This is a genomic window from Stenotrophomonas sp. 10L48 (genome assembly GCF_056395105.1).
This window is the reverse complement of sequence record NZ_JBFTIX010000002.1, coordinates 1-26823: the sequence shown is the minus strand read 5'-3', so window position 1 is coordinate 26823 and position 26823 is coordinate 1. Positions and strand designations below refer to the sequence as shown.

The 26823-nt window shown below is 67.3% G+C and carries 24 protein-coding genes and 1 pseudogene; 16 read left to right on the top strand and 9 right to left on the bottom strand.

Going from position 1 to position 26823, the window contains the following annotated elements:
• Positions 1-132 precede the first annotated feature (132 nt).
• Positions 133-1110: pseudogene (locus AC1DCU_RS03510) on the bottom strand (AraC family transcriptional regulator); the annotation flags it as partial.
• Positions 1111-1801: 691 nt separating this feature from the next.
• On the opposite strand from AC1DCU_RS03510, the gene AC1DCU_RS03505 reads away from it, so the two are divergent.
• The 13 genes from AC1DCU_RS03505 (at position 1802) to AC1DCU_RS03445 (ending at position 14387) form a co-directional block, all read left to right on the top strand.
• Positions 1802-1984 (top strand): Flp family type IVb pilin, encoded by a 183-nt coding sequence (locus tag AC1DCU_RS03505; RefSeq protein ID WP_025878547.1) that lies wholly within the window; start codon positions 1802-1804, stop codon positions 1982-1984.
• Between the two features lie 100 nt (positions 1985-2084).
• Positions 2085-2630: an A24 family peptidase gene (locus AC1DCU_RS03500; RefSeq protein WP_032975294.1), complete on the top strand. Its 546-nt coding sequence runs from the start codon at positions 2085-2087 to the stop codon at positions 2628-2630.
• Positions 2627-3100 (top strand): TadE/TadG family type IV pilus assembly protein, encoded by a 474-nt coding sequence (locus AC1DCU_RS03495; RefSeq protein ID WP_025878545.1) that lies wholly within the window; start codon positions 2627-2629, stop codon positions 3098-3100. Before AC1DCU_RS03500 ends, AC1DCU_RS03495 begins: the two co-directional genes overlap by 4 nt.
• Positions 3101-3124: 24 nt before the next feature.
• Positions 3125-4174 carry a Flp pilus assembly protein CpaB gene (gene cpaB / locus AC1DCU_RS03490; protein ID WP_025878544.1) on the top strand — a complete coding sequence of 350 codons (1050 nt, stop codon included), beginning with the start codon at positions 3125-3127 and terminating at the stop codon, positions 4172-4174.
• 18 nt (positions 4175-4192) lie between these two features.
• The gene (locus AC1DCU_RS03485; protein ID WP_025878543.1) at positions 4193-5551 is read left to right on the top strand and encodes a type II and III secretion system protein family protein; all 1359 of its coding nucleotides are present in this window, start codon (positions 4193-4195) and stop codon (positions 5549-5551) included.
• A gap of 28 nt (positions 5552-5579) precedes the next feature.
• Positions 5580-6836, top strand: a complete 1257-nt coding sequence (locus AC1DCU_RS03480) for a CpaE/TadZ family protein (RefSeq protein ID WP_025878542.1) — start codon at positions 5580-5582, stop codon at positions 6834-6836.
• Positions 6821-8170 (top strand): TadA family conjugal transfer-associated ATPase, encoded by a 1350-nt coding sequence (locus AC1DCU_RS03475; protein ID WP_025878541.1) that lies wholly within the window; start codon positions 6821-6823, stop codon positions 8168-8170. The genes AC1DCU_RS03480 and AC1DCU_RS03475 overlap by 16 nt, the downstream gene beginning before the upstream one ends.
• 2 nt (positions 8171-8172) lie before the next feature.
• Positions 8173-9114, top strand: a complete 942-nt coding sequence (locus AC1DCU_RS03470) for a type II secretion system F family protein (RefSeq protein ID WP_442251860.1) — start codon at positions 8173-8175, stop codon at positions 9112-9114.
• Positions 9115-9142: 28 nt separating this feature from the next.
• Positions 9143-10072, top strand: coding sequence for a type II secretion system F family protein (locus AC1DCU_RS03465; protein ID WP_033831344.1), 930 nt, complete (start codon positions 9143-9145; stop codon positions 10070-10072).
• Between the two features lie 5 nt (positions 10073-10077).
• A complete protein-coding gene (locus AC1DCU_RS03460; protein WP_080148883.1) occupies positions 10078-10962 on the top strand; it encodes a tetratricopeptide repeat protein in 885 nt (294 codons plus the stop codon).
• Positions 10959-11423 carry a DUF3613 domain-containing protein gene (locus AC1DCU_RS03455; RefSeq protein ID WP_032975289.1) on the top strand — a complete coding sequence of 155 codons (465 nt, stop codon included), beginning with the start codon at positions 10959-10961 and terminating at the stop codon, positions 11421-11423. Before AC1DCU_RS03460 ends, AC1DCU_RS03455 begins: the two co-directional genes overlap by 4 nt.
• An 8-nt stretch (positions 11424-11431) precedes the next feature.
• A complete protein-coding gene (locus tag AC1DCU_RS03450; RefSeq protein ID WP_099784489.1) occupies positions 11432-13582 on the top strand; it encodes a TadG family pilus assembly protein in 2151 nt (716 codons plus the stop codon).
• A gap of 100 nt (positions 13583-13682) precedes the next feature.
• The gene (locus AC1DCU_RS03445) at positions 13683-14387 is read left to right on the top strand and encodes a DUF2968 domain-containing protein (protein WP_282279373.1); all 705 of its coding nucleotides are present in this window, start codon (positions 13683-13685) and stop codon (positions 14385-14387) included.
• A gap of 55 nt (positions 14388-14442) precedes the next feature.
• On the opposite strand, the gene AC1DCU_RS03440 is transcribed toward AC1DCU_RS03445, so the two are convergent.
• Positions 14443-14832 carry a hypothetical protein gene (locus tag AC1DCU_RS03440; RefSeq protein WP_442251862.1) on the bottom strand — a complete coding sequence of 130 codons (390 nt, stop codon included), beginning with the start codon at positions 14830-14832 and terminating at the stop codon, positions 14443-14445.
• Between the two features lie 193 nt (positions 14833-15025).
• Here AC1DCU_RS03440 and AC1DCU_RS03435 point away from each other — a divergent pair, with 193 nt between their 5' ends.
• Positions 15026-15850 (top strand): alpha/beta fold hydrolase, encoded by an 825-nt coding sequence (locus AC1DCU_RS03435; RefSeq protein ID WP_025878533.1) that lies wholly within the window; start codon positions 15026-15028, stop codon positions 15848-15850.
• A 74-nt stretch (positions 15851-15924) separates the two neighbouring features.
• Here the strand turns inward: AC1DCU_RS03435 and AC1DCU_RS03430 are convergent, their stop codons facing one another.
• The 7 genes from AC1DCU_RS03430 to AC1DCU_RS03400 all read right to left on the bottom strand — a co-directional run bounded on the left by AC1DCU_RS03430 (position 15925) and on the right by AC1DCU_RS03400 (position 22705).
• Positions 15925-17571, bottom strand: coding sequence for an MFS transporter (locus tag AC1DCU_RS03430; RefSeq protein WP_442251863.1), 1647 nt, complete (start codon positions 17569-17571; stop codon positions 15925-15927).
• Complete coding sequence (locus tag AC1DCU_RS03425) at positions 17565-18848, bottom strand: alginate export family protein (RefSeq protein WP_442251864.1); 1284 nt, start codon at positions 18846-18848, stop codon at positions 17565-17567. Before AC1DCU_RS03425 ends, AC1DCU_RS03430 begins: the two co-directional genes overlap by 7 nt.
• Complete coding sequence (locus AC1DCU_RS03420; protein WP_442251868.1) at positions 18827-20677, bottom strand: amidohydrolase; 1851 nt, start codon at positions 20675-20677, stop codon at positions 18827-18829. Before AC1DCU_RS03420 ends, AC1DCU_RS03425 begins: the two co-directional genes overlap by 22 nt.
• A gap of 119 nt (positions 20678-20796) precedes the next feature.
• Entirely contained in the window at positions 20797-21222 is a 426-nt protein-coding gene (locus AC1DCU_RS03415) for a DoxX family protein (RefSeq protein WP_025878529.1), read from the bottom strand.
• Positions 21223-21224: 2 nt separating this feature from the next.
• Positions 21225-21881, bottom strand: a complete 657-nt coding sequence (locus AC1DCU_RS03410) for a hydrolase (RefSeq protein ID WP_032975283.1) — start codon at positions 21879-21881, stop codon at positions 21225-21227.
• Entirely contained in the window at positions 21878-22294 is a 417-nt protein-coding gene (locus AC1DCU_RS03405) for a helix-turn-helix domain-containing protein (protein ID WP_025878527.1), read from the bottom strand. Before AC1DCU_RS03405 ends, AC1DCU_RS03410 begins: the two co-directional genes overlap by 4 nt.
• Positions 22295-22372: 78 nt before the next feature.
• A complete protein-coding gene (locus AC1DCU_RS03400) occupies positions 22373-22705 on the bottom strand; it encodes a hypothetical protein (RefSeq protein WP_032975282.1) in 333 nt (110 codons plus the stop codon).
• Positions 22706-22809: 104 nt separating this feature from the next.
• On the opposite strand from AC1DCU_RS03400, the gene AC1DCU_RS03395 reads away from it, so the two are divergent.
• The gene (locus AC1DCU_RS03395; protein WP_442251865.1) at positions 22810-25833 is read left to right on the top strand and encodes a sensor histidine kinase; all 3024 of its coding nucleotides are present in this window, start codon (positions 22810-22812) and stop codon (positions 25831-25833) included.
• The gene (locus AC1DCU_RS03390; protein WP_442251866.1) at positions 25826-26479 is read left to right on the top strand and encodes a response regulator; all 654 of its coding nucleotides are present in this window, start codon (positions 25826-25828) and stop codon (positions 26477-26479) included. The genes AC1DCU_RS03395 and AC1DCU_RS03390 overlap by 8 nt, the downstream gene beginning before the upstream one ends.
• Positions 26480-26823: the final 344 nt, after the last annotated feature.

Sequence of the window (26823 nt, the reverse complement as noted above, 5' to 3'; positions counted from 1 at the left end):
GACTTGCCGTTAGGCAGGTGACTGACATTTCGCGCCTTTCAGCGAGGGCTGAGCACTTCATTCCGGCAGGGCAATCGCGCATTCCGGCAAATCCACGGCCGGATTCGGCAGCCACATATGCAAATCCGGCAGGGAGGGCTGGCCGRGCTGTGCCGGCGCGCGCATCAACGTGTCACGCGGCAGTTCGCCGAACACTTTCCGGTAGTTGTCGGCAAAGCGGGAAAGATCCCACAGCCCGCAACTGAGGGCGATGGCCTTGACCGAGCGCCGGTTGGAATCGGCCATCGACAGGCTGCGGCAGGCCGCGCACAGCCGCAGCATCGACAGGTAGCGATTGGGCGAGGTGCCGAACAGATCCTCGAACGCATAGCGCAGGCCACGCTCGCTGACGCCGGCGGCATCGCAGATTTCATTCATGTAGATATTGCGGCGAAGATTGAGGCGCATGAAGTTCTCCGCCCGCTGCGCGATCAGGTAATGCGTGCGGCGGGCGCGGCTGCAACTGGGCCGATCGGCTGGGCCGGCACCGAGCAGCGCCTGGACATGCTCGTGCAGCAGGCGCTCGGTTTCTTCCGGCTGCAGCCCACCACCCTGCCCCAGCTGCGCGTGCAGTTGCTGGTAATGGCGTACCAGCGGCATCGCATCATCGCCAAGGTTGAACAGTGAAAGCGCCTGCCCCGCCGGTGGCGTGCTGCGCAGGCTCAGCTCGGTCAACTTGCGCTGCACGCGCGCGACCGGCACCAGCATCAGCGTCATCTGGGTACCAGGGCTGAGAGTGAATTCACTGATGCCTTCGGGCATCACGGTCAAGGCCATGCCCGGCGTCAGCGGCACGCCATGGCACCAGCTCAATGCATCATCGGTGGTGTGCAGGTAGCCGAGCATTGCCCAGTCCGGCGGCAGCATGAAACGGCCGCGGCAGTGGAAGCCACAGGTGATGCTGCAGAACAGGGCTTCCTCGTGAACGCGCGAAGCAAATGCCGCGCGCGGACCATTGCCATCCAGCAGCAACAGTTCCACGTCGCACACGCGGAGCACGCCGCTCAGCGTGGCCAGGTCGATTGACCTGAGATCGCCGTCGTCGTTGTCTTCCACCCCACCATCGACCATGACAGTGTCGTCCCCCGTTTGGTCTGCCGCACGACCCCGCCCCCACTGCCTGACAGGGCGCACGCCGTTTCCAAGAGCATCGTCCGTTGCCGAGATGGACGCTGCGATGCACGCGCGTCCCTCCCTGAAAATGCAAAACCTTGAATGCGAGTATGCCCGATAATCGGCGGTCGTAAACAGGATGTTTCGACGCTGCGGAATTATCAACTGCGTGAAGAAAATGTGCGCGCCGATGGCATGGTTTTCGCATGCGCGCGGATGGGCATCACATTATCTGCACGACCATGAATCGTTTTGCGCAGGAACGGATTTACGTCACAGATCCGCGCCGCAATATTCAGGCATGCAGCGAATCTGCCGAATTTGCATATAGGTTCCGGTTGCAGGCAACCGCCATTCAGGCAAAGTCGAATACACGGTGATCGGGCACGCAGACAGCGGCCACACCCAGGGGGACAGCATGACCATGCACGTACGAGATACCGTTTCGACCACCGGCCTGGAGCTGGGTGGTCGTGGTTGCGCGGCCGCTGCCCTGCCCGGGAATGATCACCCTGCTTGAGCACAGCGGGATTGCCCGCCGTGCCTCCTCCGCCAGGATGGCGGGGGCCTACGGACGGTCCCGGCGGAGCCGGGCCACCGGCCATGCAGGTGTCCTGCAGCAACTGACAGGTAGAGGGAGACAACCGTCATGAACGCATCGATCCGCAAGTTCCTGAAAGAAGAAGATGGCGTGACCGCGCTCGAATACGGGCTGCTGGCCGCCGTGATCGCCGGCATCCTGATCGTGGTGGGCAGAACCCAGATCACCGCGTTCTTCACCACGTTGTTCACCCGCCTGCAGGCCATTGCCACCGACGCCACCACCACCTAGCCAGCGCGCAGGGTGCAGCACCTGCGGTCGCTTCGATGGCGGCCGCGGTGGTCGATGAGGGGTTCTGCAACTGTCCAGTGACGGACAACGAGGGTGTGCGATGACACTGCTGGGATTGCTGGCCATGGGAGTGTGCCTGCGGATTGCGATCAGCGATCTGTATGCCCGCCGCGTGCCCAACACCTGGCTGCTGGCCGCGTGCGCGATCGCCGTGCCCCTGATCATCGCCGGCCAGTTCAATGCAACGCGCACGGCCTGGGCGCCACACCTGCTGGGCGCAGTCGTTGGCCTGCTGGCATTGCTGCCGTTCTATGCGGTGCGCTGGATGGGCGCCGGCGATGTGAAGTTCTTCGCCGTGCTTGGCCTGCTGCTGGGCTGGAAGGCATTGCTGCCGGTTTGGGTGCTGGCCAGCCTGGCCGCAGGCGCCCACGCCGTGCTGGTGCTGGCCGGTCGGCAGCTGGCCGGTCACCTGCCGCTGCGCCTGCAGATGCAGGTAAACCGCGCCAGCACGCACTTGAATGGCCACGCTGCTCTGCGCGAACTGCATGCCGCGCGCGAGGGGCGACAGGGCATTCCCTACGCAGCCTACCTGGCCTTCGCGGCGATTGGCTGGGTGTTGGCAACCACCTATGGAGGCGTCGCATGAAAGCGTTCGCGCGCCAACGCCAACGCGGCGTGGCCAGCATCGAATTCGCGTTGATGCTGCTGCTCGGCCTGGTGCCGCTGCTGCTGCTCACCTTTTCCGGCGTGCTGATCATGGCCGCGCAGCAGACGCTGGCGACGGCCTCGGCCGAGGGCGCGCGTGCTTCGCTGCGCTTTGGCAACGCCGGCGAGCGGCGCACCGCCGCCTGCCTGGCGGCCCGCCGCTCCATGCAATGGCTGCTGCAGTTTTCCGGGCAGAACCCGGACTGCAGCGGTGGCGGCACCGGCGCTATCGTGGTCTCGCCGCAGGCGCCCTGCGCCGGCCTGGCGACGGTGCAATGCATGACCGTGACGGTGAGCTACGACTATGCGTCCCATCCCTTCCTGCCCGGCACCGCCACGCTCTATGGCTGGGTGATGCAGGCCCCCATCCGCAGCGTCGCGGTCGCCCAGCTGGACCTCGGCAGCAACTGACGATCGGTACAGGAGACGATTTTCATGCTCAAGTTGACCCGCATCGCCGCCATCGCGCTGATCGCGCTCGCCGTGCTGCTGGCCGTGGTCGCCTTTGTGATCGGGCGGAAGCCTGCGGCCTCGGCGGACAACCCGAGCACGATCGTGAAGGCCGATGCGCAGACCTTCAGTGTCGTTGAAGCCACCGCGCGGCTACCCGCCGGCGAGCCGATCAGCGCCAATGGCGTGCGGCTGACACAACGCACCGCGGAAGTGCCGGGGGCCGTTGCCGACCTGGCAGCGGTGGTCGGCAAGGTGCCGGTGCAGGACATCAGCGAAGGCAGCGCGATTGCTGCCAGCCTGCTGGCACAGGGCTTCTCGCTGCAGCTGCGGCCGGGTGAACGGGCATTGGCGGTGCCGGTCGATGAGCTGGTCGCGGCAGGCAACCGCATCCTGCCCGGTGATTTCGTCGACGTCTTCCTCAACCTGCGCAGCGCCGCTACCAGCTACAACGGCCAGCAGGACATCGCACAGACGCGGTTGCTGCTGTCACGCCTGCGCGTGCTCAGCTACGGACAGCAGGACATCGCGGCAGCCCCGACGAGCAGCCAGGGCCAGGCCCCGGCCACGGCAGGCAACGACTCACGTGCAGCCGATATCACCAGCGGTTCCAGCAGCGCCCCCAGCAACGCAAACGGTAGCGATGCCACGCAGCCGGCGCGCACCGCGGTGCTGGCGGTGCCGGTGGCCGACGCCAACCGCCTGCTGCTCGGCGCACAGCAGGGCAAGCTGTTCCTCGCCCTGCGCAATCCCGCCGATACCGGCCTGCCGGATGTGGCGCTGTTCCCACAGGCGCGCGGCGTGCTGGACCCGGTGCGCGGCCTGGACAACGAGCAGCAGCAGGCCCTGCAGCGACCGGAGAACAACGCCTACGCCGGCCTGGATGGCGATGCGCTGGCTGGCCGCGGCAGCAGCGTGCAGCGCAGCGTCCACGAAACGCCGGCGCGTGCACCGGTGCAGCGTCGCTCGACGCCGCGACCGGCGGGCATCGAAATCATCCGCGGCGACACTGCTGCCCCCCGCGGCTCCCTTTGACCCTTGCCGAGAGCGCACATGACTGAACGTCGCCACCGCCTACGCCCCACTGTCCGCCAGCGCTGGCTGGCCCTGCTGCTGGTGCTGCTGGCACCGGGTGCGAGCGTGGCTGCCGACGATCTGTTGCTGCAGACCCGCGAACAGCGGCCATGGACGCTGCCGGCCGACCTGGAACGGGTTGCCATCGCCGACCCCGGCGTAGCTGACATCGTGATGCTGCGCGGCGCACGCCAGGCGCTGCTGGTAGGCAAGGCCCCCGGCACCACCACCCTGCTGCTCTGGCATCGCAAGCAGAGCGAACCGCAGCGCGTGCAGGTGCGGGTGCAGAGTGCCGTGCAGGGCGCCGCCGATGCCGGCTCCAGCGGACTGGTGTTCACCCAGCAGGACCAGCAGGGGCTGCTGCAGGGAAGCAGCGACAGCGTGCTGGCGCACATGCAGGAGCAGAAGACCGCGGTGATGGCGCTCGGCAAGGACGGCAGCCTGGCCGATGCCTCCACCATCAGCAGCGGAGGCGTGGTGCAGGTCGAGGTGAAGGTGGTCGAGTTCAACAAGACCGCGCTGAAGCAGATCGGCATCAACTTCCAGAACCGCAACGGTGGTTTCGCCTATGGATTCGCGCGGCCGGGCGGGCAGCTGCCAGGCAACACCGGCATCCTGCCTGGCATGAAGGAAGGTGAGTCGAGCAACGAAAGCGAGTCACCGATCTCCTCGGCGTTCAGGCTGGTGTTCGGTTCGACCAAGGGCCTGTGGAACGCCGATGTCGACCTGCTGCAGGCCAACGGCATGGCGCGCGTGCTGGCCGAGCCCACTCTCGTCGCGCTGTCCGGGCAGAGTGCCAGCTTCCTGGCCGGTGGCGAACTGCCGATCCTGGAGCCGCAGGGGCTCGGCACGACCACGGTTACCTACAAGCCCTTCGGCATCGGCCTCACCGTTACTCCCACCGTGCTCTCACCGAACCGCATTGCGTTGAAGGTTGCCCCGGAAGCCAGCGACCTGGACTACACCAATGCGATCGCGCTCAACGGCGTGCAGATTCCTTCGATCACCACCCGCCGCGCCGACACCACCGTCGAGCTAGGCGATGGTGAGAGTTTCGTCATCGGCGGCCTGGTCAGCTCCACCGTGGCCTCGACGGTCAACAAGATTCCGCTGCTCGGCGACCTGCCGATCATCGGTACGTTCTTCCGCAACTTCGACTACAAGCGCCAGGACAAGGAACTGGTGATCATCGTCACCCCGCGGTTGGTACAGCCGATTGCCCGCAATACCGAACTGCCGCTACCCGGCGATCGCGAAGCCAAGCCGAACATGCCCGAATGGGGCGCGTGGCTGCTTGGCCCGATCAGCCGCGATCCGGTTCCCGGTTTCTCGCGCTGACCTGCATGACGTCTCCGGTACTACGCCCATGCCCTACGCCACTGCCCTGCCGCTGCACCCGCAAGGACCACCGATGAACCTGGTCCTGTACGGGATCGACCGTGAACTGCTGCCGCGCCTGGCTGCCAAGCTGCCGCCGGCCACGGCACTGCACTGGCAGGACAGCAGCGAGCCGACCTCGGCCCAGGACCTGCAGCGTGGCCCGCAGAACCTGGTACTGCTGGACTTCCGCCCGGAGCATGCCTCGGCATCGACGGTACTGGCGCAGCAGCTGCAGCAGACCCAACCCGAATTGACTCTGGTGGCCGTGGGCGCCACCAGCGCCGGCCAGGTGGAAGGCGTGGTGATGGCGCTGCGCGCCGGCCTGCGCGATGTACTGGACCTGGACAGTGACAACACCGGCATCGAAGCCGCCCTGCGTCGCGCTTTGTCACCGCGCCCCGCCGCAAGCGCACAGCAGGCGCACAAGGCGCGCCTGATCGTGCTGCTGGGCGTGCGCGCCGGCGTCGGCACCAGCACGTTGGCCGCACACCTGTCGGTGCTCGCACAGCAGACCCGCACCCTGGCCCAGGGCGATGCCGCCGTGCAGGACGGGCTGCTGATGGAGCTGGCGCAGCCGGCCGGCGACCTCGCCCTGTACCTCAACCTGGACAGCCGCTTCCACTACGAAGACGCGCTGCGCAATGCCAGCCGCATCGATGCCACCCTGGCCCGCACGGCGATGGCCCGGCACACCAGCGGACTGGTCCTGCTCGACCGTGCCAGCGGCAGCGACGCACTGCCGCCCTCCGATCCTGGTGCGCTGCTGCAACGACTGCGCGGCGTGTTTTCCAGCGTACTGTGCGATGCCGGCGGCTGCCCGCTGCGGCAGCTGCCGCCGCTGCTGCTGGACCAGGCCGATGAAATCTGGCTGGTGGCCGACGCATCGATCGCCACCCTGGTGTCGCTGGATCACGCCCTGAAGCACCTTTCCGGCCAGCGCGAGCGCGAGAAGCGACTGCAGCTGGTGATCAACCGCCACGACGACAACAGTGGCATGAGCCCCGAACAGATCGCGCGCCGCTTCGAGCTGCCGCTGCTGGCCACCCTGCCCGAGCGGTCGCGGGTACGCGCCTCCGCCAGCCATGGCCATCTGCTGCTGCAGGATGCGCCGCGCGACCCGTACCTGCGTGCCCTCGCCCCGCTGGTGCAACGCCTGGATCCGGCTGCCTGCCCGGTCCAGGCGCACGGCCTGCGGGAAAGACTTGCCCTTGCCCTGGGTGGATCGCAATGGAAGACAAAGTGACCCCGTTCCCGCACGTTGTCGCCCGCAGCACGGTGCCGGAGCATGCACCGGGCAGCCTGCCGTTCGCACAGACCGAGCAGTACCAGAAGGTGCTGTCGGCCGCGCACGAGCATCTGCTCAACAGCATCGAAGACGAGCGCATCGACATCGATTCCTGGGCCCCCGACACCATCGCCCGCTGGGTGGAAGTGCAGACGGTCAGTTTCATCCAGGAATGGCGCATCCCCATCAACGAAGAAGAAATGCAGGTGGTGGCCGAAGGCCTGGTCAAGGAGCTGACCGGTTTCGGCCCGCTCGATGACCTGCTGCATGACCCCACCATCGAAGACATCCTGATCAATGGCTTCAAGGATGTGCATGTCTCCCAGGGCGGGCAGCTCAAACGCGCACCTCAGCGCTTCACCGATGACACCCACCTGCTGCGCATCCTGCGCCGCATCATCGCCCCGCTCGGCCGCCGCCTGGATGATTCCAATCCGATGGTCGATGCACGCCTGCCCAATGGTGGCCGCCTCAACGCGATCATCTCGCCACTGGCGGTGGACGGGCCGATGGTGTCCATCCGCAAGTTCCGCAAGGATCCGTTCACCCCCGACGAACTGCTGGCGAAGGGCACCTTCGATGCGCCGATGCAGGCGCTGCTGAAGGCGATGGTGCTGGGCCGCTGCAACATCCTGGTGTCAGGTGGCACCAGCTCGGGCAAGACCTCGCTGCTCAATGCGCTGGCCAGCTATGTGCCGGCCAACGAACGCGTCATCACCGTGGAAGACACCGCCGAGCTCTCGCTCAACCACCCGCATGTGGTGCGCCTGGAGAGCCGCATCGGTGGCGCCGAAGGCCAGGGCGCGGTCAGCATCCGCGACTTGGTGCGCAACAGCCTGCGCATGCGCCCGGACCGCATCGTGGTCGGCGAAGTGCGTGGCGCCGAGGTGCTGGAGATGCTGCAGGCGATGAACACCGGCCATGACGGATCGATGGCCACCATCCACGCCAATTCACCGCGCGACTGCCTGTACCGCATCGAGATGCTGGCCGGCTTCGCCGGTTTCCAGGGCAGCGAAGACAGCCTGCGCCGGCAGATCGCCAGTGCCATCGACTTCATCGTGCAGATCTCGCGCCTGGGCAGCGGCCGCCGGGTGCTGGTATCCATTACTGAAATCACCGGCGTCAGCGACAACCTGATCACCACCCAGGAGATGTTCCGCCACGAAGTGCAGATCGATGGCAGCGGCAAGGAAATCGACCGTTGGATCGGCCTCGGCTTCCAGCCACATTCGCACAAGCTGGAGCCGTTCCGGCAGTTGCTGCGCGAATCCCTGTACGGAGACTTCTGAGCATGGGTACCGGCCTGCTGCTGGGTGTGCTGAGCATCGTGTCGGTGCTGCTGGCGCTGGCGGTGTGGCTGTGGGGGACGGCCAGCAGCCGCGAACAGCGCCAGGCCTCGCTGCAGCATGCCGAGCAGCAGCTGGCGCGCGGCACCGGCGCTGCCGCCGCGCCGGCCGATGCAGCACGGCAGGCGACGCTGCCTGCGCCGGGTCGCCGCGCCCTGCCCTGGAACGGGCTGCTGCAGCGTGCCGGCCTGGCACCGGGCTGGAAGCTGCCGCTGCTGATGCTGCTGCCGGGCATCGCCCTGTCCGCGTTCGCGGTGTTGCGCCTGGGCACCTTCTGGATGTTCCCGCTGACCCTGCTGCTGTACCTGCTGGGCTGCTGGCTGTGGCTGATGCGCCGTATCGGCAAGCTGCAGGCGCAGCTGCTGCACCAGCTGCCGGACTTCCTCGACAACCTGGTGCGCCTTACCGCGCTCGGCAACAGCCTGCAGGCCGCCTTCCAGGTCGCGTCGATGCAGACCAACGCGCCGCTGCGCGGCCTGCTCGACACCACGGTGCGCTATGCACGTGGCGGCATGGACCTTGACCGTGCGCTCAACCTGGCCGCACAGCCCTACCGCATGGACGTGCTGAAGGTGCTGGCGGTGGTGATGGGCGTGAGCGTGCGCATCGGTGGCCGTGCCGACCAGATCCTGCAGCGCATGGGCGACTTCATGCGTGACCTGGAACAGGCGCAGCAGGAACTGGCCGCAACCACTTCTGAAACCCGCATGTCGGCGTGGGTACTGGGCCTCCTGCCACCGGCCAGCGCAGTGCTGATGGCGATCTCCAGCCCTGAATTCTTCCAGCCGGTGCTGCACGACCCACTGGGCCACAAGATCCTGCTGATCGCGCTGGCGCTGGAGTTGACCGGCGCCTTCCTGCTGTACCGCCTGGCCAAATCACTATGAACATCCCCGTCCACGCAGGAGGCATCCAATGAGCGCCAGCATCTGGTTCGTGGCTGCCCTGCTGGTGTTGGCCGCCGGCGTGGCCCTGCTGGGGCTTGGCAGCTGGGTGCGCAGCCATCGCGAGGACCGCAGCGAGGCCACGTTGAAAACAGCGCTGCGTCCGCGCGAAAGCGACGACACAGCGGCTGACGCACGCAAGGACTCACTCGGCTGGCTGGAGCAGTTCGGCCGCGGACTGAGCGGCGGACGCCTGGAAGCGGCGCTGCTGGCCGGTGAGGATCGCCTGCTGCTGGACCTGGCCGGCTGGAACACCCGCCGCGGCACCGCCATCTACCTCGGCCTGCGGCTGCTGCTGGCGGTGCTGGTACTGGGTATTGCGCTGACGCTGAGTGACGCCACGGGGTTGTCGAGGATCATGGTGGTGATCGGCGCGCTGGCTGCTGGCCTGCTGCTGCCGAAGTTCGCGCTCAGTGCGTGGGTCAAGCGGCGGCGACGCGCGGTGAACAATGAGCTGCCGCTGTTGATCGACCTGCTGCGCCTGCTGCAGGGCGTGGGCTACAGCATGGATCAGAGCCTGCAGACACTGGGCGACAAGCTGCGCGACGCACTGCCGGTGCTGGGCGGGGAAATCCAGGAAGCGAATGTGTCCTACACCCATGGGCGCACGCGTGCGCAGTCGCTGCGCCGGCTGAGCGATGTGTACGGCGATGACGATCTGTCCAGCCTTGTGCAGTTGATCCTGCAGGTGCACGCCCACGGCGGTGCCGTGCAGGAACCGCTGCGCCAGTTCAGCGTCCGCCTGCGCGAGCAGCGCCGCAATGCGCTGAAGGAAAAGGTCGGCAAGCTCTCGGTGAAGATGACCGTGGTGATGATGCTGACCCTGCTGCCGGCACTGATGCTGGTGCTGGCCGGACCGGCGCTGGTCGCGCTGGCCACTACCTTGTCGAAAATGGGATGACCTTCATGCCTGTCCTGCGCCCTGCCTGCCTGTTGCTTGCCCTGGTTGCCGCTGCTGCCGGCTGCAGTTCCACCACGCCGAAGTACCTGCGTGCGCCGAGCCTGGCCGAGCCGACCCCGGCCCCGCAGGACAGCCGCAACGCCTATCTGGAACTGATCCAGCGGATGCAGCAGCAAGGCGCCTGGTACGCTTCGCTGGCGCACGTGGATGCGTTCCGCCAGCGCTACGGCGATACCCCGGCACTGCGCCTGCTGCAGGCCGACGCACTGCGCCAGACCGGCCAGATCGATGCGGCGCTGGCGCTGTACCGCGAACTCGGCAATGGCCCGCAGGCCGCCGCCGCTGCACACGGCATGGGCCTGATCGCTGCCCTCCGCGACGACGACCAGGGCGGCGAACAGGCGCTGGCACGTGCCACCCAGTTGAGCCCGCTGAACACCGATTACCTCGGCGACCTGGGCTATGCACGGCTTCGTGCCGGCCGCTTCGAACAGGCACGCGAGCCACTGGCCAAGGCGCTGGAACTGTCGCCAGGCAATGCCAAGGCCACCGCCAATCTTGCCCTGTGGGCGCTATTGCGTGGCGACACTGCCACCGTCGAACGGCTGGCCCAACAGGCCAGCTTCAGCGAGGAGACCCGCCGCAGCGTCGAACAGCAGGCGCAGCAGATCCGCGCGCGGCTGCAGCAACGCCAGGCCGCTGCTACTGCTGCAGCGGCGGCAGCGATACGGCCAGTTGCTTCGGTAGCTGCCACCCCCGCCAACGCAGGCCCGCGCCTGGCCGCCGAACCGCGCCGCGATGGTCGCGACGAACGCGACCCACCACGACTGCCGCCCTCGATGCTGGAACGCTTCGGCTCCACCGACCATCCCACCGGGAACACGCCATGACCTCGACGCCGCTGATCCGCTGCCTGCTGCCGGTGCTTGCCGGCTTGTCTTTCGCTGCGGTTGTGCAGGCGCAGACGCCGCAGCAACCGTTGACCGGGCAGATGCTGGGTGGTGCCGCGCCCGCGCCGGCAGCCGCCCCCCTGCACAGCGAGCCGTTGGCTACCGTGGACGTATCGCCGCCACCAGCCGCAGCGCCCATCGCAGCCCCCGCAGCCCCTGAAACCAGGCCTGATTTCGGCGGCACGCAGTTGCAGCCCAACACCTCGCAGATCGGTGACACCACTCGCAGCCTGTTCCGCCTGCAAGCGTCCGGCGAGGTGGCCGGTGCCCGCCTGCCGATCCTCGGCGACCAGGCCACATCCAGCTACGCGCGTTACCTGAAGAGCTTCCAGTACGACATTCCGCAATTCTTCGAAACCGACGTCGCCAAGTCCGCAGGATCCTCCCGATCCGGACGCTGAGGCCCGCCATGAACCGAGCACGCCACATCAGCTTCAGTCGCCCGCGCGGCGGTATGTCGGTCACCATGATGCTGGTGATGATCGCGCTGCTGGCCATGCTCGGCCTGATCGAGATCGGCTTCCTGTTCTGGGCCAAGCGCGATGCGCAGAAGGTGGTCGATCTGGCTGCGCTGGCAGGCGCACAACGGCTGGACCTGTGCCGGCCCGACAACGCCGACAACAGCGCGGCCCGGCAGAACGCGCTTGCACAGAACACCTTCCCTGGGCAGGTGCAGATCCAGTGTGGCAACTGGAATGCCACCCGCGGAACGGCTGACCACTTCAGCCCAAGCGTGGACGCAGGCAATCCACGCAACGCAGTGCGGGTCATTGCCGAACGCGGCGTACTGCCGTTCTTCGGCCAGAACAGCGGGCTGCCCACGTTGCGCGTGCAGGCGGTGGCCAAGCGTTCGGAACCCACCGCCGTGTTTGCAGTGGGTTCGCAGCTGCTGCGCACCAATGGCAACTCCCCCTTGATGGCGACCCTTCGGCTGGTCGGCCTGGACGTCACCAACGCAACAATTCTGTCCTACGACGGCCTGGCACAGGCCACTGTCACCCCGTCGGGGCTGCTGGCGGCACTGGGCATCCCGGTCACCGCCGACCTCAGCGTGGCCGACTTCAACCGGCTGCTGTCGGTCAACCGCATATCACTGGCACAGCTGGTCAATGCCACTGCCACGGTGGTGGGCCGCGAGACCGCTGTCGGCGTACAGCTGCAGGCGCTGTCCAACCTGGTCGGCACGCGGCTGGACATCAACCAGCTGAACATTCTGCTGGGCAGCCAGAACGGCGGCGGCGGCCTGTTCGCGCAGGTGATCTCACCGGACGGCACCATCGGCAGCGCACTGGAATCGAGGGTCAACGTGCTGGATCTTGTCACCGCCGCGATCTCCATCGCCAACGATGGCAATGGCGTGCAGGTGCAGGGCTTGAACCTGCTGGGCATCGACGTCAAGGCCGGCGTGGTGGAGCCGCCGTCGATCGCCATCGGTGGCGTCGGCGCACGCGCGTACAACGCGCAGGTGCGGCTGATGGTGGACGTCGACAGCGACCGCCTGTTCGCGATCGGCCCGCTGCTGAACCTGCTCGGCACCCGCCTGCATCTGCCACTGCACGTGGATGTGGCCAATGCGATGGGGACGCTGACCAGCATCCAGTGCGGTGCGTCACCACCCACGGCCACCATCCAGGTCGATTCCTCGGTGCTGCGCGCCTGCGTCGGCAAGGTCAACGCAGCCGATCGCTTCTCCAAGAGCAACGTCTGCGACGCGACCCTGCAGAACGAGCAGTTGTTGAGGCTGCTGGGGCAGCCGCTGATCAACGACAAGGTCACCCTGCCGGCGCTGACCAGCACGCAGAGCCTGACCCTGGCCGCAGGCCAGACCGGCTCGACCCGGATCAACCCGTTGGCCGTCGGCACCGCCGTGTCAGACCTGGTCAACGAACTGCTGCGGGTGCTGTCAGGCATGCTCAGTTCACCCAAGCAGGGCATGAGCGCCAATGACACCGCCAAGGCTCTGGCAGACCGTTACCTGCAGGCGGCCTTCCCCAGCGGCGGGCGTTACAACGTGGACCAGGTGATTCCATTGCTGCGCGATGGCGATCCGTCACGCAACCTCGCACCGCTGGGCAACTGGACCGTTACCAAGGGCGTACCCAAGCCCTGCCTGATTGGCCTGAGCACCTGCTGGGAAGATGGATCGGTCTGGGCCGGTTACCGCGCCACCGTGACCGGCCAGGGCCTGGGCCTGCTCGACGGCCTGCTGGGCTCGCTGGTCGGCGGCCTGCTGATCAACCGCTGCGACAGCCTGCTGGGCAACCTGATCGACTACAACGGCTGCGTGCGCACCAACCTGGCGTCCTACATCCAGACCGCCCCGGCCGGATTCCTGGATGGGCAGAACGGCGGCGGCGTGACCACCCCCGGCAACAACGTCACCTGCAGTGGCCTGCTGTGTGCGCTGCTGAACCCGGTGCTGGCCGCACTCAAGCCCGTACTCAACAGCGTCGGCACCCTGCTGACCAACACCCTGGCCAGCCTGCTCGGGCTGGAACTGGGCCGCACCGATGTCAGCATGCAGTCGATCCAGTGCAGCTCGGCGCAGCTGGTCTTCTGACCCGCGCGGGCACCGGTTGGCGGCGTCCGCGCCCATGCTAGACTCGCAGCGGGGAACCACTTTCAACTCAACCCACACTACATCCGTGGATGGTCTAGACATGCGAGAAACTTCAGGGGGCACCGTCTTCGCCCGGTATCGGCGCGGCGCAGCACTGCTGGCCGTGGCCATGATGGTGGTGGCGCCGTCGGCGCTGGCCGCACGTGGCGATCGCACTGCCACGGTGGAGCCGGCCAAGGCCGCACCGGTGGTACGCAACACCGTCGACGAACTCAAGCAGTTGATGGATGCGCAGCAGCTCACCGAGCTGCGTACCACCTACAACGGCAACTACGGCGCCAGCCTGCTGTTCAACGCTAATACCCTGACCTACTACGTGGCCCTGTTCCAGGAGAAGAATTTCTGGCGGGTGATCAAGACCGATGCCGTCGACAACGCCGAGCGTGTCTACCGCACCTTCGCGCAGCAGTCCGAACAGCTGGCGCAGGTCTACATCGACACCACCCGGCTGGAAGCCGGCAAACGCTACACCGAGCGCCTGGTGGCCTACAACGAAGAACGCCTGCGCACCCTGCAGCAGGAAATGGAACAGCAGCAGGCGCAGTCGGCGCAGGTCAGCGCAGCGCTGCAGCAGGCCCAGCAGCAGGCGGTCAGCCTGAGCACCGACGTGCAGAGCACCAACAGCCAACTCGATGCGCTGCAGCGCCGGATCCAGATCCTGCAGGCCGAACAGGGCAACCCGGAGCTGAGCCTGCCCAAGCCGGATGCAGCAGCGTCGCCGGCCGCCGCCAGCGACGGCCGCTGAGGCTAACCCGGCTGCAGACCAGAACGGCACCTTCGGGTGCCGTTTTTCGTTGTGCTCAACGACAGGCGTCGCGCACCGCGTCATCCAGCTGCCTGCGCTGCAGGTAGTCGAGCCTGCGCGGCTTGGCCAGTGTTGCCACCTGCCGCTGGCGCGCCCGCTCGCAGCCACGCGGGTCAGCCGTGATCGATATCAGCGCGCCCTGTGCGCGCCCGCGCCGTGGCGTCCGCCTGCTACCGCTGCGGGCAGGCTGCACGACTGCAGGTGTGGGCCCGCGTGCCTTCGACTCGGCACCGGGCACTTCCCAGCGCCACTCCGCGCGCCCCTGGCAGGGCGTCTGCTGGTAGACCGGATGCTCACCTCCGGTGCACTTGTACACGTTGGTCTGTGCCGTCGCGACAGCAGCCAACAGCAGTGCAGGCAGCACTGCCCATCCCGGCATCTTCATGACTGGCCCTCGCGCGTCCGATGGCCATGGTTGCCATCAGCACCGGCCTGCCGCCAGAGCGAGTCGCGTCAGCGCGACGACCACGCCAATCCGGCACAGCCGTGCAATACACATCGCCCATCATGCGCTGTACTGCCGCAGGCGCCGGCCAACCCGCAGGCGTCTTTCCCTCCCTTTCGCCAAGGAACCTGCAATGAGCAATTTCGTGACCGTCAATGATGGCGCCCGCATCTTCTACAAGGACTGGGGCACCGGCCAGCCTGTCGTATTCGCCCATGGCTGGCCACTGTCGTCCGATGCCTGGGACCCGCAGATGCTGTTCATGGGCCAGAACGGCTACCGCGTGATCGCGCATGATCGCCGTAGCCATGGCCGCTCCAGCCAGACCTGGGACGGCAACAACATGGACACCTACGCCGATGACCTGGCTGCCGTTCTGGATGCGCTGGACGTGAAGGACGCGATCCTGGTCGGCCATTCCACCGGCGGTGGCGAAGTGGCGCACTACATCGGCCGCCATGGCAGCAAGCGCGTGGCCAAGGTGGTGCTGGTCGGCGCGGTGCCGCCGCTGATGCTGAAGACCGAAGGCAATCCGGCCGGCACCCCGCTGGAAGTGTTCGACGGCATCCGCAAGGGCACCGGTGGCGATCGTTCGCAGTTCTTCAAGGATCTGGCCACGCCGTTCTTCGGTGCCAATCGTGATGGCAACAGCGTCACCGAAGGCATGCGTGATTCGTTCTGGCTGCAGGGCATGCTGGGCGGCGTGAAAGGCCAGTACGACTGCATCCACGAATTCTCGGAGGTGGACTACACCGACGATCTGAAGAAGATCGACGTGCCGGCTCTGGTGGTGCATGGCGATGACGACCAGATCGTGCCCTTCGATGCTTCGGCCAAGCTGTCCTCGCAGATCATCCGCAACGCAGAACTGAAGGTGTACGCCGGTGCACCGCACGGCCTCACCCTGACCCATGCCGATCAGTTCAACGCCGACCTGCTGGCATTCGCACGCAGATGACGTATCGCGGCGGCGCCCGTGCGCCGCCGCTCCTGCCCTGGAGCCGGCCAGCGGCCAGCTCCATCACGGGACCATCAGATATCGCTGTGGTGATGCGGCGCCGGCGCCGGCAATGGATCATGGCCGCCAACGAAGTGACGCACCACCGGCGCGCGCTCGCCGCGATGCAGCGCGCGCAGCGCCTCCTGGATCGCCTTGTCGTCGGCGGTGATGCGTTCATGCTGGCGCAGGTGCTCCAACCACGATGCTGCGACGAAATACTCCAGATGGATGCCCGGGGTTGCCACATCCTCGACCACGCCCCAGACCACGGCGCCATCGCGTCGACGGATCGTTCCCAGCGTGCGCATCTGCGCCTGGAACGCGGCGCGGTCGGCGGCATCGATGCGATATTCGATGGTCACCAGCACCGGCCCCCGATCATTCGACACCGGCACCGACAGTTCCGGTGCGGGCCAGTGCCCGGCCGGGCTCAGGTTCAGATCTTCGGCGCCTGCAATGCGTACCCGCCACACCAGCAGGCCGCCGATGACCGCACCTGCAGCAGCCACCAGCAGTGCCAGCTCGGGCGATGTGCGCTGCGCCAGTGCGCCCCAGCTCAGGCCACCGGCCGCCATGCCGGCCGAGAACACCATGATGTACAGGGCAAGCGCACGCGCCCTCACCCAGGCCGGCACCGCCGTCTGTGCTGCGATCTGCAACGAGGACAGTACGGTGATCCAGGCAAAGCCATTGACCAGCATCACCAGCGGCAACACGTACCAGCTGCGGGTCAGCGCCAGGCCGGCCAGGCTTGCCGCCAGCGACAAGGTGGCCAGCAGCACCAGCAGGTCGCGATCAAGCCTGGCCCGCAGCTTCGGCAGCAGCAGCGCACCGCCCACCGCACCGATGCCGATGCAACCCAGCAGCACGCCGTACTGCCCCGCTCCGCCCTGCATCTGCCCGCGCACCACCACCGGCAGCATCGCGTTCATCGCCGCGGCGAAGAAGAAGAAGCCGGCCGATTTGATCAGTACCGCCTGCAGGCGGCCGGCACGGCTGGCATAGCGCAGGCCCGCCTTGAGGCCAGCGCCGAACCCTTCGGGAGGCAGGCTGGACGCCTTCGGATCACGCTTCCAGCCCCACACCACGAACAGCATGGCGGCAAAGGTGATGGCGTTGAACCCGAAGGCCCACACCGCACCCAGCTGGGCCACGATCACCCCGCCGATGGCCGGCCCGATGGAACGGGCGATGTTGATGCCGATGGAGTTGAGTGCCACGGCCGAGGCCAGCATCGGCTGCGGAACCAGCTCGGAGACGATCGCGGCCTGTGCCGGCATCGCCATCGCCGCACCGCAGCCCATGCAGAAGGTCAGCAGCACCAGCAGCTGCGGCGTCAGCAGGTCCAATGCCGTGAGCACGGCGGTCGCTGCCGCCACCAGCAGCATCCAGCCCTGGGTGAACAGCAGGTACTTGCGGCGGTCGACGATGTCGGCCAGGGTCCCGGCCGCCAGCGCCAACAGCACGATCGGCACGGTGGTGGCCGACTGCACCAGCGCGACCATCAGCGCCGAACCGGTGCGTTCGGCCATCACCCAGGCCGCAGCCACGTCGTTGACCCAGGTGCCGATGTTGCTGGCCAGGATCGCCAGCCAGATCGAGCGGAACATGCGGATCTTCAACGGCGACCATGCGCCATCGACCTGCGGGGAGTGTTGTGACGCCGATGCGTTCACCATTGCCAAGCTCCAACGATTGAGGCGAACAGCGTGTCCCGGCCGCCGGCCTGCGTCAGTGCAGGACCCGCGTCGACCCAGGCCAGCTGCAGCTGCCATTGCCAGTGGTCATTGACCTGCCAGCGGGTTTCGGATTTGTACTGGGTACCGATGCGGCGTGCGCCTCCGGCACTGCCGGGCAACGCTGCCAACGGTGCCGGCGTGGTATAGACCGCATCGGCGCGCCGATGCTTCCAGGCCAGCTGCACACCCAGCTCGGTGGTCACCGCCTCATGCAGGCGCAGTGCCAGTGTCGGTTGCAGATCCATCAGGTTGGCCGGTGCCAACAGGCTGGCTTCGCTGAAATAGGCGGACTTGGGAAACAACGCATTGAACGTACCCAGACGACCATCACCCGGGTCTGCGTCGCCGCTGGCAATGTCGGCCTTCAGGCCAAGCCGCGGTTGCAGCGGCAGCGCGCTCCAGCGCCAACCGGTATCGGTGGCGAGGGTCCAGGCGCGGATGTCCAGATCGCTGGTCACCGCCCGCAGTTCACCGCCCTGTGCCACCAGTTCGGCATTCCAGTCCAGCGCACCCGACTGGCCGAACCAGCGCGCGCCCAGGGTCTGCCGCCGCTCGGTGCCGCTGCCCACGGCGAAGCGCGCGCCCTCGCGACGATAGTCGAGCAGGTAAAGGTCCCACTGGCTGATGCCAGCACCCTTGGACGTGGTCGCATACGCGCCGAGCAGGTGTGCACCGCGCTCACTGCGGTCATCGAAAGCACCCGGGCGGTTCTCGACCGGGCGCAGCGCCATCAGGTCCAGTGCGCCCAGCCTGCCCTGCCACCCCACCCGCGCACCATCGAAGGCCAGGCGGATGTTCGGCCCGTCGCGCACCGACAACAGGCGCGAGCTGCCATAGCCCGCTTCCTGCCGTCCCAGCTGCACGTGCATGCCAGCGCCGGACCAGCGCCAGTACGCCTGCTGCACGTCCAGCGCGCCGCGATCGGTACGACCTGGGCCACCGGCCTTGCCGCGCTCGGCATGCGTACCCAGCTGCAGCTTCGCCTGCCAACCACCCTGCGCGAAGGAGGCAGAAGCCAGCGCACGCAGCAGGCCGTAGCCATCGTCGCCAGCACCGACGCCAAACCGGGTCGGGGCGTAGTACATGCCACGCAGGCGCAGCGATGCATCCCACTGCAACTGGCCGTCGCCAATCGTGGTACAGGCACCACCGTCGCAGGCCAGCGCCAACGACGGCAACACCAGCGATGCCAAGGTCAGAACGCGAAGCACGAACACCCCATCGCGCCCCAGAACGCGGTCAGGTCGTCGGTTGGCGCCGGATGACGAACCGCGTGGCCATGCGCACCGTGGGTGCTGCAGGCCACACCATGGTGGTGATGACGGTGCGCCGCAGCCAACCCGGTCGCCCCGCCACCGACGTGGTAACCACCGAAGCGGTTCACCGGCGACCAGTCCGGCATCGCCGGAGGCAGCTGCGGCGCCAACCCGGCGTAGTCGCCGTCGCCATGCACGATGCGGCCACCCACCACGGTCAGCAGGCTGGTGATGTCGGCGATCTGCTGCTCATCGACGCGGAAGAAGTCGGACGACAGCAGGATGAAGTCGGCCAGCTGGCCCACCTTCAGCGTGCCCTTCACCGCTTCGTCGCCGGAGAACCAGGCGCTGCCCTGTGTCCACAGGCGCAGGGCCTGCTCGCGCTCCAGCAGGTTCTCATCACCGTACAGGGCCAGGCCGCCGACGGTGCGTCCCGTCACCAGCCACGACAGCGCCACCCACGGGTTGTAGCTGGCCACGCGGGTAGCATCGGTGCCGGCGCCGACCGGCACGCCCTCGGCCAGCATCCGCTTCACCGGTGGCGTGTGCCGCGCCGCCTGCACGCCATAGCGCTGCACGAATGCCTCGCCCTGGTAGGCCATGCGGTGCTGCACGGCGATGCCGCCGTTCAGTGCGCGGATACGCTCGATGTTGCGCGGGGTGATGGTCTCGGCATGGTCGATGAACCAGTGCAGGCCATCGAACGGCACCTCACGGTTGACCTGCTCGTAGACGTCGAGGATGCGGCTGATGCTTTCGTCGTAGGTCGCATGGATGCGGAACGGCCAGCGCTTCTCCACCAGCAGCTTCACCACATCGTGCAGCTCCGGCTCAAGTTCCGGTGGCAGTTCCGGGCGCGGCTCGTTGAACAGTTCAAAGTCGGCTGCGGAGAACACCAGCATCTCGCCGGCACCATTGTGGCGCAGCAGGTCATCGCCCTGGCGCGGTTGCAGCATCTCGCTCCAGCCGCGGAAATCGCTGACCTCGCTGCCCTTGTTCTGGGTGAACAGGTTGTAGGCGATGCGCACGGTCAGCTGATCATCGCGATGCAGCTGCTCGATGACCTGGTAGTCCTCGGGGTAGTTCTGGAAACCGCCTCCGGCGTCGATCACCGAGGTGATGCCCAGGCGGTTCAGCTCGCGCATGAATTGGCGGGTTGAATTGGCCTGGTATTCGACCGGCAGCTTCGGCCCCTTGGCCAGGGTCGCATACAGGATCAATGCATTCGGCTTGGCCAGCAGCAGGCCGGTCGGGTTGCCCAGCGAATCGCGCACGATCTGCCCGCCGGGCGGGTCCGGCGTTTCCCTGGTATAGCCACAGGCACGCAGCGCGGCGCGATTGAGCAGCGCGCGGTCGTACAGGTGCAGCAGGAACACCGGCGTATCCGGAGCGATGTCGTTCAGCTCCTGCAGGCTCGGCAGGCGCTTTTCGGTGAACTGGGTCGCGGTGAATCCACCGACCACGCGCACCCACTGCGGCGCGGGCGTACGGTCAACCTGCGCCTTCAGCATGGCCATCGCATCGGCCAGTGAACGCAGGCCATCCCAGCGCAGTTCCAGGTTGTAGTTCAGGCCACCGCGGATCAGGTGGGTGTGGCTGTCATTGAGGCCGGGCACGATGCGCCGCCCCTGCGCATCGACGATCGTGGCTTCGCTGCCCCAACCGCGCATGATGTCCTCGTCGCTTCCCACGGCAACGATACGGCCGTTCTGCACGGCCAGTGCCTGCGCATGCGGCTGCTGCGGATCAAGCGTGGTGATGCGTGCGTTGCGGATGACCAGTGTGCTCATGCGACGCTCCTTGGAAGGGGATTGGATGGCCGAGGCGGTACCGCCAGCCAGGCCCAGCGCCAGCGCGGCACTGGTGGCCAGCACCACATTGCGGCGGCCAGGATCGAGAGGTTCGTTGTTCACGCGATGTCTCCAGAAAGAAGCAGACCGTCCACCGCCCATGCACCGGGCCCGGCCAGGGCGATGGCCAGCAGTGCCAGCGTCCACAACAACGGATACTCGGCACCGCCGCGCATCCAGAACCACCCGTTGCGCAGCGCCAGCAGGGCGGTGAAGGCGATGAAGGCGGCAGCGACAAGCGCGGCGATCCGGGCCTGCCAGCCCAGCATCACAGCGCTACCGGCCACCACCTGCAGCAGCGCCAGCAGCAGTGGCAGCGGCGCCGACGACGGCAGACCGAAGCCACGCAGTTCGCCGGCAAAACCTGCCAGGCCTGGCCCGTTGAACCAGCCGAACAACTTGCCCAGCGCATGCGGCAGCAGGAATCCTCCCGCCGCCACCCGCAGGATCAACAAGGCCAGGTCGAGGCCATGGCCATCGCGCACGCTCAGTGCCCGCCTTCCTGCGCGCCGAACATGGTCTTGGCGTACTGGATGCCGACGCCATAGCCACCCGCATGGTCACGGGCGATGCCGGTGGTCAGGTCGTAGGTTTCAGCACGCGCCCAGTCGCGCTGCAGTTCCAGCAGGTACTGCACGCTGGTGATCGGCACGGCACCGGCCTGCACCATGCGGGCGATCGCACGTTCGTGCGCCTCTTCGCTCACATCGCCGCAGGCATCGGTGATCACGTAGACCTCAAACCCCTGCTCCAGCGCCGACAGCGCCGGGCCGACGATGCACACACTGGTCCACAAGCCGGCGAGCACCAGCCGACGCTTGCCGATGCGGTTCACCTCATCGATCACCGGCTGGTCTTCCCAGGTGTTCATCGACGTGCGATCGAACACCGCCTGGCCGGGGAAGATCGCCGGCAGCTCCGGGAACATCGGGCCGGAGAACGACTTCTCGGCCACCGTGGTCAGCAGCACCGGCACGTTGAAACCTTTGGCACCCTTGCTGATCAACGACACGTTGTTGCGCAGCGCGGAGATGTCGATGGTGTGGGTGGCAAATGCCATCTGCGACTGGTAGTCGATCAGTATCAGGGCGTGGTCGGCCGGTGACAGCAGTGCTTTGGCGGGGGTGGCGGTGGCGAGGCTCATGGGTGGACTCCGGTGGAGGAAACAACAGGGGGCTGGGAACGTGCCGCGCCATCGGCCAGGTACTGGCCGGGACTGCAGCCGGTCTCGGCGCGGAAGCTGCGGACGAAGTGGCTCTGGTCGAAGAAGCCAAGATGCTGGGCCAGGCAGGTCATCGACTGCGCGGCCGTCGGCAGCAGCTGCGTGGCGCGTTCGATGCGGCGACGGCGCACGTAGCGCAGCGGGCTGGCGCCGGTACCCATGCGGAACAACCGCACCAGATGGAACCGGCTTACGCAGGCAACGGCAGCCAGCTCGGTCACCCGCAGCGGCTGCGACAGGTGCTCGTCGATGTAGCGCAGCGCACGCTGCAGGGCAGCCGACTGGTGCGGTGCCAACGTGGTTGCGGACAGGGCAGGAGGCTGGACGGTAGCCATGAAGGAGCGCCGCGACGGGAGCACCCATGGTGTGCCGCCGGCTGCGATCGCCCTACCCCCGTCGGTCGAGGCCGGCGCTCACCCATTCGGGGGAGGCCGGCGCTGCAGCAGGCGGCGGCCGAACAACCGCGCATCCAGCGAATACGCGCCCGGCCCCAGCATGAGCAGGGCCAACGGCAGCAGCAGCCAGGGCAGCGCCGCGCCCTGCCCGTACAACCCCGGCACCGCCAGCAGCACCGCCAGCGGGGTCAGCAGCCCGGGCAGCAGCAGGCCGATCGCCGCCAGGCACATCAGTCCCGGCACACCGGCCGGGCTTCCGCCCGCCAACAGCCCTCCTGCCACGCACAGGCGCAGCCACAGCAATCCCAGTCCGGGGCCGCGGTCAGGGAACATCACATACAAGCGCTGCATCGCCGGGCTCCGTCATCCATCACGGCGTGATAGCGGACACCGAAGCGGTACGCCTACCCCGAACGGGTCACCCCGGCCTGCCCCGCACCTGCCAGAATGACCACATGCGTGGCCGCCCCTTCCCCTTCCTGCGTCGCCTGCCGGCGCTGCTGTCGTGCCTGCTGTTGTTGACTGCCCTGCCCGTCTTCGCCGTGCAGCAACCCGCAGTGAGCGATGGCATGCCCGGCTATCAGCACACCGCCTGGCGCGTCGGCCAGGGCGCCCCGGGGGATATCTGGGATATCGTCCAGGACCGCCAGGGCATGTTGTGGCTGGCGACGGGTTCGGGCCTGTACCGCTTCGACGGCCGGCGTTTCGAGCGGCAGGCCGCACCGGCAGGCACCCGTTTTCCCTCCACCAACATGGTTACCCTCGGCCTCGATGGCGGCGATGGTGGCCTGTGGATCGGCTACTTCCAGGCAGGCATCAGCCAGTTCACGCAGGAACGCCTGCGCAGCTTCGGCCGCCCGCAGGGCGTGCCGGTGGGTGTGGTCCCCCGCTTCGCGCATGACCGCAACGGCCGCCTGTGGGCTGCCGTCAATGGTGGCCTGCGCTGGTTCGATGGACGTCGCTGGCAGCAGCCGCCGGCTTCCTTCGGCCTGCCGCAGAGACGCGTGCAATGGGTGCTGCAGGACCGCCACGGCACGTTCTGGGTGCTGGCGGACCTGCAGATATGGCGTCGCCCTCCTGGCGCGGCCCGCTTCGAAGCCACCGGCATCGCGGTCTCGCAGATGGCCTCGCTGGTCGAGAGCCCGCGCGGCGAAGTCTGGCTGGCCGACCGCGTGCGCGGCACGTCGCCGCTGGCCAACGCGCATGGCCTGTTGCCCGCCGAGGAACGTGAAGCACGGCGGCTGCCCGGGCTGATCGCCTCGCGTCTGCAGTTCACGGCCGACGGGGCCCTGTGGGCCACGCTCAGCCCGCACGGTGGCGTGGCCCGGGTCACCTTCGACGGCCAACAGGCTGTGCGCATGGAGCGCTTCGATGCCGCGCAGGGCCTTACCGCGACGTCGGCAGTGCCGGTCCTTGCCGATCGCGAAGGCAACATCTGGGTAGGCACCAACCTCGGCCTCAACCGCTTCCGTGCGCACAGCGTGCAGACCTTGTCCGTGGGCCCTACCGATCCGTACCGGTCATTGGTACGCGCCATTGATGGCCGGGTGTATGGCTATGGCGAAGACCTGAAGCTGTTCGACCTGCGGCGTCCGCTGCTGGGCGGCAGCGCTGCGCAGTTGCAGGCCGCGGCACGGCAGGCACCCACTCCGGTGTGGCAGTTCGACTGGATCAATCTGGCGCGTACCGTCAGCGGCCACACCACCCTCATACCGCTGCCGGCACCGTTCACCGGGCAGCCACTGCACGCCCTGCTGTTTGCCGATGCGGACCAGGCCTGGGCCTGCGCCGGCGAACGCGCGGTGCTGCACTACACGGACAACCGCTGGCGTCGCGAAACCCGGCTTCCCGAGCAGGCCTGTTCGTCGCTGGCGCGTACCGATGACGGTGCGCTGCTGCTGGGCTACGCCGATGGCACCCTGCGCCGCCTGCACGGCGCTACGGTCAACTCCTACGGCGCCACCGAAGGTCTGTCGGTAGGCCCGGTAACCGCGTTGCTCCAGCACAAGGATCTGCTGCTGGTCGCCGGCGAGGCCGGCCTGGCCGCGCGTTTCGGCAACGGCCGCTTCCTGCCGGTGCGCACCGACATGGCCGGCGTGCTGGAAGGCATCACCGGCATGGTCGCCGATGCGAACGGGCTGCTCTGGCTCAATGGCAGCCGCGGCCTGGTGCGGTTGCAGGTTGCCACCCTGCGCAGCGCGCTGCGCAACGAACAGGCGATAGCCCCCCGCCTGTTCGACGCGGTTGACGGCATGCCGGGCATCGCCCTGCAGAGCGGCCCCATCCCCACTGCGGTACTGGCGGCTGATGGTCTGCTGTGGCTTGCCACCAATCAAGGCCTGGCGTGGCTGGACACGCGGCAGTCGCACATCAACACCATGGCGCCTGGCGTGCGCATCGGTGACGTGCTGTATGGCAGTACCCAGGCCCCGTTGCAGGAGGGACTGCGCCTGCCGGCCGGCACTACCCAGCTGCAGATCGACTATGTCGCGCTGTCGCTGGCGCGGCCGGAGCGCAACCGCTACCGCTACCGACTGTCCGGCGTGGACGACGCTTGGCAGGAGGCCGGCGCGAGCACGCGCGCCTATTACACCAACCTCGCACCGGGCCATTACCGCTTCGAGGTGGAAGCAGCCAACGAAGATGGCATCTGGAGCAGCACGCCAGCCAGCCGCAGCTTCCACATCGCACCGACGTTCCTGCAGACCGCCTGGTTCAAACTGTTGTGCGTCTGCGTGGTGATGGCTGCGCTGGCGCTGGCCGTGCGGGTCCGCAGCCGGCAGCTGGCGGCATTGTTCCGCGCCCGCCTGCAGGAACGCAACGGCGAGCGCGAGCGCATTGCGCGCGATCTGCACGACACCCTGCTGCAGGGCAGCCAGGGACTCATCCTGCGCCTGCACGCCATCAGCCAGTCGGCACAGACACCAGAGCCGGTACGCACCCAGCTGGAATCGGCGATGCTGCTGGCCGAGCGCAATCTGGCCGAAGGCCGGGAACGGGTCAACGCGCTGCGCGACGCACCGTTTGCCGGCCGCGATCTCGCCTCTGCGCTGGCCGACGTGCATGCCGAATATGCAGGCCAAGGCACCAATCCACTGCGTTTGACCATGGAAGGCACCCCGCCGCCGCTGCAGGCCGAAGCCGCCGAGGAAGTGTTCCTGATCGGGCGCGAGGCCATCCGCAACGCGCTGCGGCATGCGCAGGCCAGTGCCATCGAAGTGGAACTGTCCTACGGCACGCGCTGCTTCCTGCTGCATGTGCGCGACGATGGCGTCGGCATCGCCAATGACAATGCCGGCGGCGGACACTGGGGCATGCAGGGCATGCGCGAGCGCGCACAACGGCTGGGTGCGGAGCTGCAGTTGTGGACACGCCCCGGCCTGGGTACCGAAGTCGCACTGTCCGTGCCGGCGCGTCGCTTGTATCACCGACATCCATCGCGCTGGCGTTGGCCCTGGAGCAGAACCTCCCATGACTGAATCCCTTCCTCCCATCGGCGTGCTGGTGGTTGATGACCATCCGCTGTTGCGCGATGGCCTGGCCGCACTGCTCGGCGCACATGCCGACCTGCGCCTGCTCGGCGAAGCAGCCGACGGCGAGGAAGCCCTTGCCCGCTACCAGCAGCTGCGCCCGGATGTGGTGCTGATGGACCTGCAGATGCCACGCATGGATGGCGTGGAAGCAATCGTGCGGATCCGCGCGATCGATCCCCGCGCACGCATCATCGTGCTGACAACCTACAGCGGCGACGTGCGCGCCGTGCGCGCGCTGCAGGCCGGTGCCAGCGCCTACCTGCTGAAGGACATGCTGCGCCACGAACTGGTGGCCACCATCCGCACCGTGGCCAGTGGCCGCCGCGCACCGATCCCGGCGGAAGTGGCGGCCAGCATCGCCGCGCACGTGGTGGAAGACCGGCTGTCGCCACGCGAAACCGAAGTGCTGCGCCACGTGGCCGGCGGCCTGTCGAACAAGCGCATCGGCGAACGCATGCAGATTTCCGAGCAGACGGTGAAGGCACACATGAAGAGCCTGATGGAAAAACTGGGCGTTGGCGACCGGACGCACGCAGTAACCCAGGCACTGCGTCGCGGAATCATCAGCCTGGATGACACCGGTCAGGAGTGAAGGGGCTTCGGCCGGGTTGCGCCCGGCACCCGCAGAGGCCGAAGCAACAGCAACAGCCGAAGCAACAGCAACAGCAACAGCAAAAGCCTGCATTCCTTGGGATGGCGGGGAGGGGACAGATGGCGGGGGACGCTGCAAGTACGTCCATGTAAGCTCGGTCGCGCCATCCATGGCGCTCACGCCCCCGCCATCTGTCCCCTCCCCGCCTCCGACAATTTCCCGCGATCTGTCGGAATGTCATGGCCTGCTCTTGGTGGGTGTCGACCTTGGTCGACACGTAGATCCACGCCATGCGTGGATGCTCTTCGATCAATTGTCGAAATATTCGATTTCGATTGGATTTG